Below are 18,321 nucleotides of genomic sequence, written 5' to 3' on the forward strand. Positions count from 1 at the left end.
AGGAACCCGCGGCGCACCTGCTGGGTATGAAGACTCCAGCCGACTCGCGCGCCCGACGCCGCCTCATCACCCTGATCGCCGGCACCGCACTGTTGGTGCTGGTGGCGTTCGGCGTCTACGGCCTTCTCGCCGGACCAGCGAAACCGTCGAGTCAGACCTCGACGCCAGCGCCCTCCGCGTCAGCATTGCCCGCTCCCGGTGACACCTGGGCGTCGCCGCAACCGACGGTGCCTATGGTGCGAGGAAGCCGGGACCCAGAGACATTCGCAGGTAATGTCGCCGTCGCCCTGTTCACCTGGGATACCTCCACCGGGCTCATGCCCCTGGACTACACGTCTGTCCTCCTTGACGTCGGCGACCCGACCGGCCAAGAGCAAGCGGGGCTGGCCGCCGACATCGCCACCTACCTGCCCACCCGCGACGCGTGGGCCCAGCTGCGCCCCTACGCCACCACTCAGACCCTCAGCATCACCTCGATCCGGGTCCCGGACTCGTGGGCGCAGGCCCTCCAGCAGACGCATCCCGGCCAGCTCCCCGAAGGCGCCACCGCCTACACGATCCACGGCACCCGGCACCGCGACGGCACGTGGAATGGGAAACCGGCCTCGGCCGAACGGGACGTCGCGTTCACCGTGTTCATCGCCTGCCCTCCCGGCAAGGACTGCTACCTGCTGCGCCTGTCCGGGCTCGACAACCCCCTGAAATGAGCGGGGGCCACGTCATGTTGAAGAAGCTCGCCATCCTCGCCGCCGCCCTCATGTTCCTCGGGCCCACCCTCGGACTCGTCGGCGTCGCCCTGGTCATGAACCCCGCCGCCAACGCCGCCTGCACCACCACCGGCGGCCCGGGCGTCGGCGTCGGGAACGTCCCGGAATCGCTGAAGGTGACCACCGCGGCCGGGGAGACGTTCACGCTCAACCACCAGCAGCTCACCCACGCGGCAACCATCATCACTGAAGGCTCAAAGATCGACGGCGTCACCCGGGCCGGGCTCAAGATCGCCCTGATGGCTGCGCTCACCGAGTCCACGCTGCGGATGCTCGCCAACACCGGCACCTACCCCGAATCCGGGGACTACCCGAACGACGGGAACGGCTCCGACCACGACAGTCTCGGCCTGTTCCAGATGCGCCCCCAATCCGGATGGGGCACCGTCAAGCAGCTCATGGACGCCACCTACCAGGTCAAGGCATTCTTCGGCGGCCCCACAGGCCCCAACTACCCCTCGCCCCGCGGCCTGCTGGACATCCCCGGCTGGGAACAGATGGGCACAGGCGAGGCAGCCCAGGCCGTAGAAGTCTCCGCCTACCCCGACCGGTACGACAACTATGCGCCCGTGGCCGAAAAGATCCTCACAACGCTCACCGCTGGTGGCACGGGTACCGGCAACGGCGCGAAGCCGGTGGTGACGGGTCAGACCTCCCGGGTCGTCTTCCCGCTTCCGGAGGGCACCTGGGTGCAGACCTCGCAGTTCGGGCCCCGGCTCGACCCGATCAACGGGGAATCCCGCATCCACTCCGGCATCGACCTCGCTGCCCCGCAGGGCACGCCCATCATGGCCGCCGCCGACGGCACCGTCACAGTCGCCCGCTACACCGAGACGGGCGGCGGGATCATCATCATCGAACACCACATCGACGGCACCACCCTGGCCACCGTCTACATCCACATGTGGCAAACCGGCATCCACGTCACCGCAGGACAGAGTGTGACCGCGGGTCAACACATCGGCGACGTCGGATCGTCTGGGCACTCGACAGGGCCGCACCTGCATTTCGAGGTCCGCCCGGGCGGGACCGACAGTGAGGCCATCGACCCGGCACCCTGGCTGAACCGGCACCACGCCGCCGACCTGCCCGAAGCCACCGGCGGCACCGACAGCCACGGCTGCTCAACCTCCAGCACCGCGGGCGACCCTGCCGCCTTCCCCGGAGGCAACCCCGACAAGCTCGTGGACGATCCGACCACCGATGGGCAGATCACCGCGCGCATGGCCTACGTGATGGCCCAGACCCAGCAGGCCTTCCCCGACACCTCCTGGTCCTGCTACTCACCGCGCACTGGCACCAAGTCCGAGCATCCACTCGGGCGGGCCTGCGACATCACCTTCGGCAACCCCATCGGGAAGCGCCCAACGTCGGCGCAGTTGGAGGACGGGTGGGAGGTCACCAACTGGGTCAAAGACCACGCCGACACCCTCGGCGTCCAGTACCTGATCTGGCAGGGCACCATCTGGAACTTCGACCGCGACGCGGAGGGCTGGCGCCCCTACAACGGCGGCGGCATGCACGACCCGTCAGACATCACCGGAGGCCACTACGACCACCTCCACATCACCGTGAAAGAAGGAGCCCTGTGATAGGCGTGTTCCCCAACTTTGACGGCCTGAGCGGCATCGGCGACCTCAAGACAGTCATCGGCGCCGCCCTCACCATCGTCCTCGTCATCGCGGTCCTCATGATCATCGTCTCCGCCATCATCTGGGCCATCGCCAGCAGCACCGGAAACACCAGTGTCGCCACGAAAGCCCGCGCAGGCGTCCTCGTCGCACTGGGCGCCGCGGTCCTGGCGGGGGCCGGGGTCACCTGGATCAACTGGCTCATCAATCTCGGCGAACAACTCTGAACTGACCCGGCTTTGGCCCGCCTCGGATCGTCTCCCGTGGCGGGCCTTCTGGCGCCGTGGGGAGGCAGGTGCACCTGCTGGTCGACCATGTTTCTCGTTTGCCGCCCGCCGGGTGGTTCTGATCTTTGGGAGTTCATCGTGATCGACCTCGCATCCGTCCTCGTCCAGCTGCCCGCCGTGCTGCCGATGGACATCGACATCAGCCCCAACGACTCCGGCCTGCCCGGGATCTCTCAGCTGCGCACCATCGTCGGTGCCGTCATGACCATCGGACTGATCCTGTCCGTCCTCGCGCTCATCATCTCGGCGATCGTGTGGGGCTTCGGCTCCAACTCCTCGAACCCGCACCTGGCCGGGCGCGGCAAGATCGGCGTCCTCGTCTCCTGTGGTGCGGCCGTGGTCTGCGGTGCCGCCGTCACGCTCATCAACTTCTTCTGGAACGTCGGCCAGCAGGTCTGAGGCCAGCCACGTCCGTTTCACCTTGGGAGGTTTGTGATGGGTGTCTGCGATGTTCCCGTCATCTCAACGGTCTGCGATGCCGCCGGAGAAGCCGCCGCCACCCTCGTGTCGGCCCCGTTCGACTGGCTGGCCTCCACCATGGGCCAGGCCGCAGGATGGCTCATCGAGGCCATGTGGAAAGTCTTCGACTCCACCACCCTCGTCGACGTCACCGCAGACGGCTACCTGGACGTGTACAACCTGCTCTTCGGCATCGGCGTATTCATCGTCCTGCTCTTCTTCTGCTTCCAACTCATCCTCGGCCTCATCCGCCGCGAACCCTCCGCCCTCTCCAGGGCAGCCCTCGGCGCAGGCAAAGCCGTACTCGGCTCCTTCCTCGTCATCACCCTGACCGCCACAGCCCTGGAGATCGTCGACCAACTCTCAATCGGCATCGTCCAAGCCGCCGGGGAAACCACCGGGACCATGGGCGACAAGATCGCGCTCCTCACCGCGGGCCTCACCGCGATCAACATCAGTGCCCCAGGAGTTGGCGCCATCGTGACGATCTTCCTCGCCGGGCTCATGATCTGCGCCGTCGCCATCGTCTGGTTCTCCCTCTTGATCCGCAAAGCACTGCTGCTGGTGGCGATCGTGCTGGCCCCGGTCGCCTTCGCCGGTGCCGCGTGGGATGTCACCCGCTCTTGGATCGGCAAGTGGGCAGCATTCGTCGTGGCCTTGATCGTCTCCAAGCTCGTCCTTGTCGTCGTGTTCCTCATCGCGATCACACAGGTCGCCACACCCATCGAGGCGGACCTGTCGGCAGTGACCGAACCCATCACAGGAATCGTGCTGCTGTTCATCGCCGCGTTCGCCCCCTACATGGTCTACCGGTTCATCTCCTTCCTCGGCTTCGACCTCTACCACGCCATGGGCACCGAGCAGGAAGCCAAGGGAGCACTCAACCAGCCCGTCCCTGTCCCGTCGAAGCCGCAAGCCGACGGGGTGAAGAAGGTCCTCGACGGCGGTGACGGAGGAGGCTCCGGATCAGGCGGAGGGGGCGGAGGAGGAGGCGGCGGTGGTTCTGCACCACCCACGCAGGCCGCACCCACGTCAGGCTCCGCTGCCACCACTGAAGCTGCGGGAGCCGGTGGGGGTGCCGCCGCGGCAGCAGGGCCCGCAGCGGCGGTCATCGTCGGCGCCGAAGTCGCTGAAACGGTTGCCGAGGCCGGGCCCACGCTCGGCCACGAGGTCGGCGACCAAGCCGAGTCGGCCGCTGACGCTGCCGACCAGCCAGGAAGCACCCCACCACCTGAGCAGAGTGACCCCGGTGCGCCACCACCGTCGACGCCGCAGCCGAACCCGCCATCGAGTGACCCCGCACCACCGCAGAGCCCGCCACCCGCCGAGCCGAAGCCACCGGCTGACCCGCCCGCACCCCAGCCACCCAAGGAGTGAGCACCATGACGTCAAGCAATACTCCCGGGTCCGACCTGGTGCCGGTGAAGTTCTCCAGGCTCACCCGCCGCGGGGTCCTCCTGGGACTCTCACTGTCACAGCTCGTGACGTTGGGTGTCGGGATCGCCACCCTGGTGTGGGCGTTCTACGCAGGCGGCGGCATCCTCATCGCGCTGACCGCACCCGTCTGGGTCCTCGCAGCGGCCCTGACCTGGATACCGCTGGCCGGACGACCGATCGTTGAATGGGTGCCCGTGGGTTTCTGGTGGATGTGGAAAACCACCGGCGGCCAACTCCTCTACCGCCGCCGCATCATCCGCCCACGCCCCGAGGGCACCCTCGCCCTACCCGGGGACACCGCACGGCTACGCGAATACCGCGACCCCATCACCGGGGCAGGAATGATCCACGACCCAGCTGCCGCCACACTCACCGCCGTCATCTCCGTCACCCACCCAGCATTCGTCCTGCTTGACCCCGGCGAACAGGAACGACGCGTCACCTCCTGGAGCCGAGTGCTGGCTACCGTATGCCGCTCCGGGCGGGTCTCCATGCTCCAAGTCCTCGAACGCACCCTGCCGGACTCGGGCACGGGTCTCGCCGAATGGTGGTCCACCCACGGCGCCCACGACACCACCTGGGCATCGACCACCTACAGTGAGCTGATCGACCGGGCTGGACCCGCAGGCGAACGCCACGCCACCACCCTGTCGCTCTCGCTGGACATGAAGGCCGCTGCCCGGCAGATCCGCACCGCAGGTGGCGGCATCCGCGGTGGCGCCGCCGTCCTCCGCCAAGAAATGAACACCCTCGTCGCCGCCTTACGCTCCGCCGACCTGGCCCCGTCGGCGTGGCTGAGCTGCGGGCAGATCGCGGTTATCCTGCGCTCCGCCTACGACCCCGCCATCGCCGCCACCCTGGAACGTCACGGGGAACTCGGCCAGAACCTCGCCACCGCAGGACCCGTCGCCGTCAACGAATCCTGGAACCGGCTGCGCACCGACTCCGCCCACCACGCCGTCCTCTGGATCTCAGAGTGGCCGCGTTCCATGGTCTACCCAGGATTCCTCGCACCCATCCTGCTCTCCAACGGCATCCAACGATCCTTCTCCCTCCTGTGCACACCGATGCGCTCCGACCAGGCCGCCCGCGACATCCGCAAGAAGAAGACCGAGTACATCTCCGACGCCGCGCAACGCCAGAAGATCGGGCAGATCGAGGACGCGAGCCAGACGGCCGAATACCACGACGTCCTCAAGCAAGAAGCCGACCTCACTGCAGGCCACGGCATCCTCCGCTACTCCGGCCTCATCAGCGTCTCCGCCACCACCAACGACGACCTCGACAGCGCGGTCGCAGCCATCGAACAAGCCGCCATCCAAGCCTCCTGCGAGACACGGCTCCTCGTCGGCCAGCAAGCCCAAGCCTTCACCGCCGCAGCGCTACCGCTGTGCCGGATCGTTTGATCCCTATCCGACGTGAAACTCCTTTGTTTTTTCCTCTCCGCTTTCTTTCCAGTGAATCCGGATAATGTCCGGATCGCCGCCACCCATGTGATGGAAGACATTGAGACGCCGCGTTTGCCCAGCGTGGATTGTGGTGGGCTCTTCCGCGTTCGTCAGCATCATGCTGGAGTGCTCACCGACAACCTCGAACTCGACGTCGGTGGCATCCTCAGTGCCGGAGTTGGTGATCTCGATCCAATGCCTCGTCGTGTATCTTGGCTTCCCCTTCTTGTCGTAGTCCTTGATCTCGCGTTCTTGATGGGGTTGAGCCGCTAACTTCACTCCGCGCGACGACGAACTGAGCACTGGGACGCCAAGATTGAGCTTGTCGATGTCGAACTCGATTGCCCTCCAGACCTCGTGCTCCAGTTGGCCTGAGTTGGCGAACTCACCCAAGAGACCTCTCTGGCTGATCTGCTCTCGGAACTGTCGCAAGCCTTCGAGCTGCGATGTGTCCACATCGTGTGGGAGCGGTGCCGTGGAAAAGTAGAGGTGGACAGGTTTTCCTGTGGCTAAAGACCGCTCAATCTCCTCGACTGTTCCCGAAACCGCATCGGGTATCGGAGAGCCCAAGCGGCTGCCGAACAGGGCAATCACGATATCGGCACCGTCGACGCCTTGTTCGTTGATTTGGGCCTGTGGGTGTCCTCCGAGCAATGGCACGGAGGAGGTCTCCCAACGCCAGGGCAGCAGCACGACCTGCTTCGAGACGGTGTTGGCGTCGTTCCAGTTGTGAAGTGCTTTCTCGACGGCGTCGCGGGCATCAGTGGTGTCGGAGGGCGAAGCGATAGCAACGCGGAGTACGGAGGCTGGGAAAGTCATACCTCAAGCGTACGGACAGGCACCGACATCTTGTCGGGACGTCCGGCGCACCTGCCTCCCACACGACCATGAGGGAGGCTGTCATGCCGACGTTCTACGATCCCGGCGCGGACGCCGGGGAAGCTTCGGAGGCGCTGCGCGGGCTTGCCCACGCCACCCGGAGCATCGAGCATCCGCAGGACATGTACTCGGTCCTCGGTGATCTTCTCTCTGGGGTGCGGTCGCTGCGGCAGGTCCTTGACCAACTCGCATCGGCTCACGCTAGCGGCCGGGAACTGGCCTTCGACGACTACGGGGATCACGCATCTGGTTCGGCCGATGCTTTGGCCGCAGCTGACGAACTCCACCAGACCGCGACCCTGATCGACCAGGCGGAGGACCGGCTCAACGTCGCGATGTCGGCAGCCGGGCGGATCGCCTGGCACACCGAACCTGCCACCGAACAGGTACCCGTGCGTCGTTGGATCTCCGTGGTATTCCTCCAGGGTTCGGAGGCCGATGAGGTGCTCGACATGATCGACCGCGACGGCCCCGACACCGCGATGGAGCACTTGAAGAATTGGGACTACGGGGACGAAACGACCGACGCAGCGATGGAAGACGGCCACGTCTACGACCTGCCACCCGCAGGGATACTCGACCGTGAAGTCCGAGATGGGGATTACCAGATGACCTACAACCACTCCTTCGGCCACGTCGGCCTCTACCGCCTCCACACCATCGAACCAGGCGACGTTCTCGACGACGAACCCACCCGTCCGGCAACGGCTCATGCTGACGCTATGAGGATGGTGCCCGACGGGTCCTGGTTCGAACACCCGGGCGTCACCGCGGTCAAGCAGTCACGGGGGCTAGGACTGTGACCGGCGAAGAACCCGAGACCCTCCACACGGCAGTGCTCGTTGCCCCAGCCAAGGAACGACGACGTCTGCGCAAACAGCGCCGTCAGGCTGCGGCCAGGCTCCAGGCCGAACAGCGAGCCGCCGAACGCAAGGCGGCCCGTACGAAGGCCGACGCGGAGCGCGCCGAGCGGAAAGCGACCACGTACCTGCCTGCCGCAGGTGAGCCCGGGCCCGCTCAGTTGCGTTCACCCGGCAAGTTCCGGCTCCCACACCATCAGGACACATCCGCCACCCTGGCCGGGGCCTACCCGTTCCTAGCCGAAGGCGGTCTGGGCTCCGATGGCGTCTTCGTTGGGCAGGACCTCTACTCGGGAGGCAGCTTCGTGTACGACCCGTGGGTGCTCTACGCCCGCGGCATCATCACCGCCCCCAACCTGGTGCTCGCGGGCATCGTCGGCTCCGGCAAGTCATCGCTGGCCAAGAGCCTCTACACCCGCTCACTCCCGTTCGGGCGCCGCGTCTACGTGCCCGGGGACCCAAAAGGCGAACACACCGCCGTCGCCGAAGCCGTCGGCGGCCGGGCCATCATCCTCGGACACGGCATGTCGACCCGACTCAACCCGCTGGATGAGGGATACCGGCCCTCCGGCATGGACGATGTCGAATGGGCCTCCACCATCGCATCCCGCCGCCGCGACCTCATCGGGGCCCTCGCAGAAACCGTGCTCACCCGGCCCCTGTCGCCGTTGGAGCACACCGCCATCGACACTGCCCTGACCGAGACGGTGCGCGGCAATGACGTGCCGATCCTGCCCATGGTCGTCGACCACATCCTCAAACCCAGCAAGTCAGCAGATCCGGATGGGCGGCTTGCCGAGGACGGGCGCCTCGTCGGCCACGCCCTACGCCGACTGGTCGCAGGCGATCTGGCCGGACTCTTCGACGGCCCCTCAACCGTCACCTTCGACCCCACGCTGCCGATGATCTCCCTCGACCTGTCCCGGGTCGCCGAGAACTCCACGTTGATCTCCGTGCTGATGACCTGCTCCAGCGCGTGGATGGAGTCCGCCCTGCTGGACCCGGCCGGTGGGCAACGGTGGTGCATCTACGACGAGGCCTGGCGCCTCATGTCCCACCCCGCCCTCTTGAAGCGCATGGACGCCCACTGGCGGCTCGCCCGCCACTACGGCATCGCCAACATGCTGATCTTCCACAAACTCACCGACCTCGAAAACGTCGGCGACCAAGGCTCCGCCATGCGATCCCTCGCCAACAGCCTCCTGGCCAATGCGGAGACCCGGATCATCTACCGGCAAGAATCAGATCAGCTCGGAACCACAGCCCGCACCCTTGGGCTGACCGGCACGGAGCAGAAACTCCTGCCCGGCCTCGGCGTCGGTCAAGGCCTCTGGCGCATCAAAGACCGGTCCTTCGTCTGCCAGCACCAGCTCCACCCCGACGAACTCGCCCTCTTCGACACCACCACCCGCATGACCAGCTGACGTCAGGGACGACTGGTGCACCTGATGGGCATGAGTATTCACCACAGCCACTCCGCCAGCCCCGACGAGACGCCAGTCAGCCTGCCGCTGGCCACCATCACGGTCGATTCTTACGGCGTCCTCACCGTCAGCTTGGACGGCGCCGAGTATCCGCCGCCCTCGCCAACGGCACCGTGGACGAAAGGCCAGTTCGGGGAACTTCTCGACGTCCTCACCGCGGACCGCACGCGAACCATCCGAGTCGAGATCCACGAGTCCGACGGCAGCACCTTCACCGACATCATCCGTGCCGCCCGCACCCCACGCTCTGAGCCGACCGATGAGTCGCCTGCGCCTCGTCGGGCCCGGCACCGCCACGCACCAGAAACCATCGAGGTGACCGGGACCGGATTTCAGCCCGGCGAAGAGGTGACGGTCGCCCTCGTCCGGAGCAACGTAGAAGCGACCGCGGCCGGGACCGTCCGCGTGACACTGGATCTTGGGGAACTGCCCACGGGAGGCGCCGACGTCCTATTGGTCGGTGCCAGCTCGGCGCGGGCCGTGACCCGGCGGGTGCCATGAGCACGCAGCGCCAGTCCGGCTCGATGGGTGACGAGCTGACGAACATCCTCATGGTCGGGCTCGCCGCCCTCTTCGGCCTCATCCTCGCCATCCGTGGCGCAGGGTCCCTCGCCGCGTTCGTGACCGGTGCCGATCAGCCACAGACAGGAATCGCCGGTGGGCTGGCGGTCCTGTTCAATCCCGGCGATCCCGCAGGTGCGCTCCACGCAGACGGGCTCAACCCCATCGCCTACTGGATCACCCTGACGCTGATGCTCGGCCTCCTCGGGGCTGGCGGGACTTGGGGTTGGATCAGGTGGCGACGCCACTCCCGCGCAGTCGATATGGACCCACACCGGTTGGCAGGTACGGCCACCGGCCACGAAGTCGCCACAGCAGCCTCAGCGAAAGCACTGGTCCACCGAGCCGGGACACTCCGCCCGTCCCTCGATACGCCAGAACCTCACGACGTTGGGTTCCTGCTCGGGCAGTCGAAAGGCAAGCAAGTGTGGGCCAGCGTCGAGGACTCCATCCTCCTCATCGGCCCGCCCCGCTCCGGCAAAGGCCTGCACATCGTCATCCCCGCGATCCTCGACGCACCCGGTGCCGTGGTCACCACCAGCACCCGGCCCGACAACCTCACCGCCACCCTCAAGGCCCGACAGCATGTCGGCCCCGTCGCCGTCTTCGACCCCCAGCACTTGGCCGACGGTGTTCCCGCAGGTCTTCGCTGGTCACCCATCCGCGGATGCGACGACCCCCTCACCGCCATGATCCGCGCCACCGGGCTCGCCGCCGCGACCGGCCTCGCCGACGGTGGGGTCGACGGAGGCGGATTCTGGGAAGGCAAGACCAGAGTTGCCCTTCAAGCCCTCCTGCACGCCGCCGCGCTGGATCACCGCACACCCGCCGAACTGTTCCGCTGGACCCTCGACCCCTCCGCCGCGGCAGACGCCGTCGCCATCCTCACCGGTTCACCCCACGCAGCAACAGGCTGGGCAGAATCCCTGGAAGCCATGATCGATGCCGACCCCCGCACCCGCGACTCCATCTGGCAAGGAGTCTCCCTCGCACTGGCAGCGCTCGCAGATCCGCGCGTCCTGGACGCCGTCAGTCCCGGGCCCGGTGAGCAGTTCGACCCCGAAGCCTTCATCCAAGACAAGGGCACCCTCTACCTGCTCGCCACCGGAGCCGGGGCAGGCAACAGTGCCGCCCTCGTCGCCGCGTTCGTGGAAGACCTCGTCGAAACCGCCCGGCGCATGGCCGCCCGCAGCCCGGGCGCACGACTCGACCCACCACTGCTGCTCGCCCTGGACGAGATCGGCAACCTCGCACCCCTCCCATCACTCCCGACCCTGATGGCTGAAGGTGGAGGCACCGGGATCACCACCATGCCCGTTCTCCAATCCCTGGCCCAGGCCAGGGACAAGTGGAGCGAGAACCAAGCCGGGGCCATCTGGGACGCCAGCATCGTCAAGATCATCCTCGGCGGCGCCTCCAACAGTCGAGACCTTCAAGACCTCGCCACCCTCATCGGCGAACGAGACGAGTACACCGACTCCATCACCCTCGGCGGCCACGGAACCCGCTCAAACCAGCGCTCCGTACGCCGCGTGCCGATCCTGCCACCCGACCGCATCCGCACCCTCCCATTCGGCACCGGCGTCATCCTCCTACGCTCCACCCCACCGATCATCACCGACCTGCATCCCTGGCCGAAACGCAGCGACGCCACCCAGCTCACGCGAGACCGCGCGAGCATCGAAGCCCTCCTGCAACGGCCACCCGGCGCCGAGTAGACGAACGCTGGGAAGCCACGTGCACCTGCCTGGCACAGCGGTCACCACCGGGTGACCGCCCCGACTCCAGGAGGTGGCCGTCATGGCTATCCGCACCCATCAGTCCGTGTCCGGCTTCGTTGCGTCCGACCCGCAGCTCACTCACACCGAACGGGGCGATGCTCGCCTGTACCTCAAGCTCGGCGTCGAGCACTACCGCAGGGAGGCCGACAACAGCTACACCCAGCTGGAGACCACCTTCCACGATCTCATCGCCTTCCGCGGGGCCGCCGAACAGGGAGCCGAGCGCCTGGCGAAGGGCGACAACATCATCGCTGACGGCCGTGTGCGCGAATACTCCTATGAGCGCAACGGCCAGGTGCGTGAGGGCGAGGAGTTCATCGCCACTCGGATCGGCCATGACCTCGCACGCACTCGCTACGAGGTGGACCGCAGCCAACGGTCCCGCCCCACGCGCGACGCCACCGCCTTTGAGCCACCGCAACAGCCCGTGTCATCGGCCGCCCCCTCAATGGGAATGTGAGGCAGCGAGCGATGAACGACGATCTGCGCCACCAAGTATCCGACGACGGACCACTCGAAGACGGTGCCATCCCGAACGTCGACATCCCTGAACCTCCGCATCCGATCAACTGGAATCTGTTGACCGCCAACGATCTGGAGCAGGAACTGCTGGAGTTGAACCGGTGGGTCGACTGGCTGCGCCACACCTATGGGCTCCCGGCCTCCGTGATCCCGCCGTACTGGCACCGTCACCCCGAACTGCTCTGGGAACTCTCCGCCCTCCACCTGCACTGGCTGTGCGCCTATGACCCTGACCAGAACGGCTCCGCGCCGCTGGGGTGGCATCGCGACTTTGCCGACGCCCGTCAGAGGCTGCGCGACTGGGTGACCGCTTCCGGCACCCGGCTGGATCGCGACCGACCGACCCGGCAAACTGTCTGGCCAGGCGAAGCGTCTGCCGAACACGCCGAGGAGACCGTGATTACTGATCGAGACGCAGACTTCGTCCAGTACGTTCTCGACCAGGTTGAGGCACGCCAGGAGGCGGAAGACGCGTTCTACGCCTCACTTGACACCGACGCCAGCGAGGCGTGAGTGCGATGGGACGCCGGTACGCGAAGAAGACGGGGCAGCGACCCCAGGAAGAGCGCGACCTCAGCATCCGTGCGGAGTTCAACGATCCGCCCGATCTGGACAAGCTCTGCGAGCTGCTGATCCGAATGTCCCTCCGGCGCCCCACCCCAAGCTCGCCGAGCCCCACGGCACGTCGCACCGAACTGGCCAGTGCGCAGACCCGGACAACGCCGTAGAATAGGGGCATCCGCCGCGGCGGCGGGTGTTGTGGTCCTAGCGCCTCGCGCAAGCGAGGCAACGCAAACGTGGTCTTCTTGACCTAGTCCTACAGCCTTCGGGCTCTTCTCACGATCAACACCCACCGCGAAACAGGCCGCGTCGGATCACGGGACCAGTAGTAGCGGAGAAGAGCTATGACATCCGAGCACGCGGACGAAGCAGCCATCGACAGTCTTGTCGCCCCCACCCCATTCGCGGGCGCCATCGCCGTGTCCTACCTGCGTGTCTCCACCAAGGAGCAGGCGGAGAAGGGCGGCAACGCGGAGGGATTCTCGATCCCCGCCCAACGTGAGGCCAACCAGCGCAAGGCCGATCAGCTGGGCGCCACCATTGTGGAGGAATTCGTCGACGCGGGCGAGTCCGCCCGCAAGGCCGACCGGCCCGAACTCATGCGGATGATCAAGTACGTCGCCACCCACAAGACGAACTACTGCATCGTCCACAAGGTCGACCGCCTGGCCCGCAACAGGGCCGACGACGTCACCATTCACCTCGCCTTGAAGGACGCGGGTGTCACCCTGGTCTCCGCGACTGAGAACATCGACGAGACCCCTTCGGGCATGCTGCTGCACGGGATCATGTCCTCGATCGCCGAGTTCTACTCTCGCAACCTCGCCACCGAAGTCGTCAAGGGCCTCTCCCAGAAGGCCGCCCAGGGTGGCACGGTCACGAAGGCGCCGATCGGCTACCGCAACGTCGGTATCCGTGACGACATGGGTCGCGAGATCCGCACCGTTGAGGTCGATGAGGAACGCGCCAAACTAGTGCGCTGGGCCTTCCAGGTCTTTGCTTCGGGGGACTGGACCACCAGCCAACTTCACCAGGAACTCATCGCCCGCGAGCTCACCACTCTGCCGACCCCGCGGCGCCCGTCCAAGCCAATCGGCAAGTCCACCGTGCATCGGATGCTCACGAACCCGTACTACAAGGGAGCCATCGTGTACCAAGGCGTCACTTACCGCGGAGCCCACGATCCGATCGTCCCCGTCGAGGTCTGGGAGCAGGTCCAGATCGTGCTGGGCACCCACAAGTCCGCCGCCGATGCGACCCAGATCCACGACCACTATTTGAAGGGCAGCGTCTTCTGCGGACAGTGCGGCTCCAGGCTCATCGTGTGTAATGCGAAGTCCAGTCAGGGCACCATCTACCCCTACTTCGTGTGCTCCTCCCGCCACGCCGGACGCAACAACTGCACCCGCCAAGCCATGCTCATCGAAGACGTCGAGCACCTCATCGAACGCTTCTACACCCGGGTCCAGATCCCACCCGAAACCCGGCAGGCGCTCTCAGACATGATCCACGCCAAGTTCGACCAGATGATGAGCGAAGGCGCCGCCGAGCTGGCTGAACTTGCCACCCGCCGCATCGAGTTGGAGGGTGAGCAGACCAAGCTCCTCCAGGCCCACTACGCGGGCGCCATCCCGTTGGACCTGCTCAAGCGGGAACAGGACCGGATCAACGCGTCGTTGGAGACCATCGAGTTCCGCATCCAGGCCCACAACGGCGAGTACGCGGATGCTCGGGCGAACCTCGACGACTCGCTCGTGTTGATGTCCAACATGGCCGACATCTACGCCAACGCCGACGATGCGAATCGGCGCCTGTGCAACCAAGCCCTCTTCAAGGCCATCTACATCGACGAGGACAACGACATCCGCGTGGGCTACCGCACCCCATTCGACGGACTGTCCAACACCGATCTCCAGGCCGACGCCCTCACGTGGGCGGAGCAGGCACGCGCCCAAGCGGAAGCCCACGCCGAAGCATCGAGCACCCGGGCACGCAAAAAGGGCCAGGTTTCAACTCCAACCAAGGGTGGTCCCTTGGTCGAAAGTTCAAACCTGACCCATCTGGGGTGGATGACGGGACTTGAACCCGCGGCCACCTGGACCACAACCAGGAGCTCTACCAACTGAGCTACATCCACCACGACCACCATCGAAGCCGCCCGCAACTGGGCAGCCTGATCAGTCTAGCGCCGGGGCGGCGCAGGGGCGAAATCCTGAGGGCCGCTGAACTGCCGGATCGCTCAGCGCGGCGTCGCCCCAGTCGTGGCCCAGTCGAGATAGGGCTGGAGGGCCTCGATGGCGGACGCCGAGGGCTGCCAGACCATCGATTCTCCTCCGGGCTCGCTCCAGTAGACGGTGCCCTGGCTGACCTGCAGGGTCAGCGTCTCGCACTGGGCGTTGGCGGCCTCGATGCTGACGCCCACCTCGAAGCTCGTCGACGAGCTGTCGGCATTCTGGTCCGAGTCGCCACCGCTCGTGGTAGCCGGAGTCTGGGGCACGGAATCCCGGGCGATCTCGTCCCGAAGCTGCGGCCATTCGGTGATCTCGTTCACGACTCGCTCAAGGATGCCCTCGGTTTGAACGGCCAGCGCATAAGCGGCGGTGGTCTGGTCGAGCCGCGGCTGGACGAAGGCGTCGCCGAACGGTGGCTCCGGGTCAAGGCAACTGGATGCGGCGGGCGCGAGCTGCGGGTAGGCGTCACGCTGCGCTCGCAGGCGGTTGCCGAAGTCGTCCAGCAGTTCCCGGGCTCCGGTACGGTCGCCGCCGATGGCCCGGCAGCCGTACAACTCGCCCGTGATCATCGTCGTCGAACCGTCCGGGTAGCCGACGACAAGCGTGTAGGCGGGGCCGAACTCGGACGTGCAGGCCGCGTCGCCGGGCATCCGGGGCAGTCCGTTCGCGAACTCGACCAGGTCGTCAAGGCCGGTCACCAGGGCGTCCGGCGGCCCCAGCAGCACGTTCGCGAAGACCCCGTCTGTGGGGATCCCCGACCCGATGCCGGCCGTGGACGTGCCGCAGACGCGCGCCCAGCTGGCGCCGTTCGCGAACTCGGCTGCCTGGCTTGTCGGCGGGGTTTGGGTAGGGTCGGGGCATTCCCCGGCCACGACGTCCGGCACTGGTCCGGAGGGGGTCTCGACCGCCGTGGGGCTGGGGACGCCCGGTGTCGTCCCGGCGCAGCCTGTCAGGAGCAGGGCCAGACAGGCCGTCGGATGCCACAGATGTGTGCGTCCCATGGGGGTTCCCCTCGCCGGAAGCCGGACAGGCCCAGTATGCCCGGTTCGCGGGGCACACTGTCGGCGTACGCCCTGCTGATTGCGCACCAGTAGGCCCAAACCCGGCTGGAAAGCGCTTGCTCTGGCGTGTCGATGTGCAGAAATCAGGGTGGACGACGCCTGAACGTCCTCGGGCGGGGGCCCGGAAAGATGGGCCGGGTCTCGGAGAGCCCGGGAGCCGACGTTCAGTCGTCGGCCGGCTCGTCGCTTCCCTCGCCGGCTTCAGCGGCCGCGCCGAAACCCGTGATCGCGCCCTGATGCCGGGCCGCGATGAGCCTGGCTTCGGTGGTGGAGGGACCGGGCAGCGGGACGAACACGGCGTCCCGGTAGTAGCGGAGCTCCTCGATCGACTCCTGGATGTCGGCCAGGGCGCGGTGATTGCCGTTCTTCTCCGGGGCGTTGTAGTAGGCCCGCGGGAACCAGCGCTTGGCGAGTTCCTTGATGGACGACACATCGACATTGCGGTAGTGCAGGTAGCCCTCCAGGGCGGGCATGTCGCGGGCGATGAAGGTGCGGTCGGTTCCCACGGTGTTGCCGGCCAGCGGTGCCTTGCGGGGCTGCGGCACGTACAACTTCACGTAGTCGAGCACCTGTTGCTCGGCCTCGGCCATGGTGAGTGTGGACGACGCGAGTTCGTCCAGCAGGCCGGAGGTCTCGTGCATGTTGCGGACGAAGTCGTTCATGTGGTCGAGCGCCTCGGCCGGGGGCGCGATCAGCAGATCGAGCCCATCGCCCTTGACGTTCAGGTTTCCGTCCGTGACGAGAACGGCGACCTCGATGAGGGCGTCGTGCGCCAGGTCGAGCCCGGTCATCTCACAATCGATCCATACCAGCATGTCGCTCACAGTGTCCTAGGGTATTCCCCCCAGCCGCAGGCTCGGCCGTTCTCCGTCGGCTCCGGGGCAGCGCCGACTCAGGGTGTACTCTGCGCGAGCCGCCAGGCCGGACGGGGTACCCGGCCGGTCAGTTGTCGGCCTGGAACCGTGCCAGTGCCTCCGGAGTACGCGGCACCCACTTCGCGAGCCACGCACCACCGGCCAGCCCCAGGGCGCCGATGACGATGGCTGCGGCACCGAGCCCGGAGAGAGCCGCCACCCCCGAGATGATGAGCGGCCCGATCATCTGGCCGGAGTCGGCGAGCAGGCGCCATCCGGCGAGGAACTGGGATCGTCCGAATCTCGGCGCCGCGTCCGCGCCGAGGGTGAGGACGATGCCGGAGCTGACACCGTTGCCGATGCCCAGCAACGCTGCCACCACGGTGATCGAGAAGGCGGTCTTGGCCAGGGGAAGTGCGGCGATGCACAGGGCGAGGGCGAACGCCGTGGGCACGCAGACCCACCAGCGGCCGAACCTGTCCATGATCGCCCCGCCGGGGAAGAACAGGAGGACGTCGAACCCCATCGACACGGCGTAGAGCAGGCTGACCGTGCTGGGCGACAGCCCGTTGGCTTCCGCCCAGAGGGGGACGATGGTCTGCCGCGACGCGCGCAGCATCATCAACGCCAGGCACCCGATGCCGACCGTGAGAAGGGTCGACTTATTGGTGGCCAGCACGGGCAGCGTCCGGGCCGCTTCGCCGGCCTCGTTGACCACCTTGCCGCGGTCGCTCGGCAGGGCGGGAAGCCCCATCGTGACGGCAGCCGCGACCAGGCTCGTGCATGCCGCGAAGATGAACGCGTCCCTGATCTCGCCGCGCGCGAGCAGCGCGGACGCGGCGAGCGGCCCCACGAAACCTCCGACCCGGAAGACGCCACCCAGGCTCGACATGCCGCGCGCCCGGTACTGCACGGGGATCGCCTCGGTGAGGTATGACTGGCGGGCCAGGCCGAAGATCGACCCCGTCGTCCCGTGGATGAAGACGGCCAGCGCCAGCACCGGCAGCGAATTGGCGAGATACACCGCCACGAGCATGAGCGCGTCGAGCAGACACGCTGCCACGATGCTGAGCCGCTCCCCGATGCGCACGGCGATCGTCCCCGCCGGCAGGTCGAAGGCCAGCATCGCGATGCCGGGCAGCGCGGTGATGAACGCGGCGAGCCCGGTCGGGGCGCCGAGTGCGGTCGCCTGCAGGGGGATGAGGGGGATGATGGCGCCGAATCCGATGGACGCCAGCAGCGTGGGCCCGTAGATCGCCGTGATGAGACGAGCCCATTGACCGCGGCTGCGAGGTTCTGAAGAGGACGCGTCCAAAGTCACGAGGACGAGTCTGGCACGTCCGGGTGGACGACGGTCCATGCGATTGGGACGCGGACCATGCGGGATCGGGATCACGGAGTTGTTCCATTCGAACCCACGGAACGTGTGTGCGGGGGTTTCGGCTGGTACACTTTTCGCGTTGTTGTGGAATTGTCGTTGGCTCTCAAGGTCGAACGC

17 protein-coding genes, 1 tRNA gene and 1 pseudogene are annotated in these 18,321 nt (G+C 66.8%); 13 read left to right on the top strand and 6 right to left on the bottom strand.

Annotated elements, in window-relative coordinates:
* Nucleotides 1-26 precede the first annotated feature (26 nt).
* The 6 genes from FB473_RS03600 (at nt 27) to FB473_RS03625 (ending at nt 5,987) form a co-directional block, all read left to right on the top strand.
* Nucleotides 27-707 carry a hypothetical protein gene (locus FB473_RS03600; protein ID WP_167164903.1) on the top strand — a complete coding sequence of 227 codons (681 nt, stop codon included), beginning with the start codon at nt 27-29 and terminating at the stop codon, nt 705-707.
* Nucleotides 704-2,359 carry a M23 family metallopeptidase gene (locus FB473_RS03605; protein WP_243863455.1) on the top strand — a complete coding sequence of 552 codons (1,656 nt, stop codon included), beginning with the start codon at nt 704-706 and terminating at the stop codon, nt 2,357-2,359. The genes FB473_RS03600 and FB473_RS03605 overlap by 4 nt, the downstream gene beginning before the upstream one ends.
* A gap of 5 nt (nt 2,360-2,364) precedes the next feature.
* The gene (locus FB473_RS03610) at nt 2,365-2,625 is read left to right on the top strand and encodes a DUF6112 family protein (protein WP_341770018.1); all 261 of its coding nucleotides are present in this window, start codon (nt 2,365-2,367) and stop codon (nt 2,623-2,625) included.
* Nucleotides 2,626-2,763: 138 nt separating this feature from the next.
* Nucleotides 2,764-3,084, top strand: a complete 321-nt coding sequence (locus FB473_RS03615) for a DUF6112 family protein (RefSeq protein WP_425546698.1) — start codon at nt 2,764-2,766, stop codon at nt 3,082-3,084.
* 36 nt (nt 3,085-3,120) lie between these two features.
* Nucleotides 3,121-4,521, top strand: coding sequence for a TrbL/VirB6 family protein (locus tag FB473_RS03620; protein WP_167164905.1), 1,401 nt, complete (start codon nt 3,121-3,123; stop codon nt 4,519-4,521).
* Between the two features lie 5 nt (nt 4,522-4,526).
* Nucleotides 4,527-5,987 carry an SCO6880 family protein gene (locus FB473_RS03625; RefSeq protein ID WP_167164907.1) on the top strand — a complete coding sequence of 487 codons (1,461 nt, stop codon included), beginning with the start codon at nt 4,527-4,529 and terminating at the stop codon, nt 5,985-5,987.
* 3 nt (nt 5,988-5,990) lie between these two features.
* On the opposite strand, the gene FB473_RS03630 is transcribed toward FB473_RS03625, so the two are convergent.
* Nucleotides 5,991-6,848 carry a DUF4062 domain-containing protein gene (locus FB473_RS03630; RefSeq protein ID WP_167164909.1) on the bottom strand — a complete coding sequence of 286 codons (858 nt, stop codon included), beginning with the start codon at nt 6,846-6,848 and terminating at the stop codon, nt 5,991-5,993.
* Nucleotides 6,849-6,931: 83 nt separating this feature from the next.
* Here FB473_RS03630 and FB473_RS03635 point away from each other — a divergent pair, with 83 nt between their 5' ends.
* The 7 genes and pseudogenes from FB473_RS03635 to FB473_RS17855 form a co-directional block, all read left to right on the top strand.
* The gene (locus tag FB473_RS03635; protein WP_167164911.1) at nt 6,932-7,711 is read left to right on the top strand and encodes a hypothetical protein; all 780 of its coding nucleotides are present in this window, start codon (nt 6,932-6,934) and stop codon (nt 7,709-7,711) included.
* Nucleotides 7,708-9,192, top strand: coding sequence for an ATP-binding protein (locus tag FB473_RS03640; protein WP_167164913.1), 1,485 nt, complete (start codon nt 7,708-7,710; stop codon nt 9,190-9,192). Before FB473_RS03635 ends, FB473_RS03640 begins: the two co-directional genes overlap by 4 nt.
* Nucleotides 9,193-9,222: 30 nt before the next feature.
* Nucleotides 9,223-9,753 (top strand): hypothetical protein, encoded by a 531-nt coding sequence (locus FB473_RS03645; protein WP_167164914.1) that lies wholly within the window; start codon nt 9,223-9,225, stop codon nt 9,751-9,753.
* Complete coding sequence (locus tag FB473_RS03650) at nt 9,750-11,531, top strand: type IV secretory system conjugative DNA transfer family protein (protein WP_167164916.1); 1,782 nt, start codon at nt 9,750-9,752, stop codon at nt 11,529-11,531. Before FB473_RS03645 ends, FB473_RS03650 begins: the two co-directional genes overlap by 4 nt.
* A gap of 82 nt (nt 11,532-11,613) precedes the next feature.
* Nucleotides 11,614-12,054, top strand: coding sequence for a single-stranded DNA-binding protein (locus FB473_RS03655; RefSeq protein WP_167164918.1), 441 nt, complete (start codon nt 11,614-11,616; stop codon nt 12,052-12,054).
* Between the two features lie 11 nt (nt 12,055-12,065).
* The gene (locus tag FB473_RS03660) at nt 12,066-12,629 is read left to right on the top strand and encodes a hypothetical protein (RefSeq protein ID WP_167164920.1); all 564 of its coding nucleotides are present in this window, start codon (nt 12,066-12,068) and stop codon (nt 12,627-12,629) included.
* A gap of 392 nt (nt 12,630-13,021) precedes the next feature.
* A pseudogene (locus tag FB473_RS17855) lies at nt 13,022-14,116 on the top strand (recombinase family protein); the annotation flags it as partial.
* 57 nt (nt 14,117-14,173) lie between these two features.
* On the opposite strand, the gene FB473_RS17860 reads toward FB473_RS17855, so the two are convergent.
* From FB473_RS17860 to FB473_RS03685, 5 genes are all read right to left on the bottom strand, one after another.
* A complete protein-coding gene (locus FB473_RS17860; protein WP_243863456.1) occupies nt 14,174-14,644 on the bottom strand; it encodes a hypothetical protein in 471 nt (156 codons plus the stop codon).
* Between the two features lie 94 nt (nt 14,645-14,738).
* Nucleotides 14,739-14,814, bottom strand: a tRNA-His gene (locus FB473_RS03670).
* 102 nt (nt 14,815-14,916) lie between these two features.
* Nucleotides 14,917-15,909, bottom strand: a complete 993-nt coding sequence (locus FB473_RS03675) for a hypothetical protein (protein ID WP_167164923.1) — start codon at nt 15,907-15,909, stop codon at nt 14,917-14,919.
* Nucleotides 15,910-16,133: 224 nt separating this feature from the next.
* Nucleotides 16,134-16,784: an oligoribonuclease gene (gene orn, locus FB473_RS03680; RefSeq protein WP_167168989.1), complete on the bottom strand. Its 651-nt coding sequence runs from the start codon at nt 16,782-16,784 to the stop codon at nt 16,134-16,136.
* A 127-nt stretch (nt 16,785-16,911) separates the two neighbouring features.
* Nucleotides 16,912-18,144 (bottom strand): MFS transporter, encoded by a 1,233-nt coding sequence (locus FB473_RS03685; protein ID WP_376837282.1) that lies wholly within the window; start codon nt 18,142-18,144, stop codon nt 16,912-16,914.
* Nucleotides 18,145-18,321: the final 177 nt, after the last annotated feature.

The sequence above is a fragment of the Brooklawnia cerclae genome (genome assembly GCF_011758645.1).
Lineage (GTDB): Bacteria > Actinomycetota > Actinomycetes > Propionibacteriales > Propionibacteriaceae > Brooklawnia > Brooklawnia cerclae.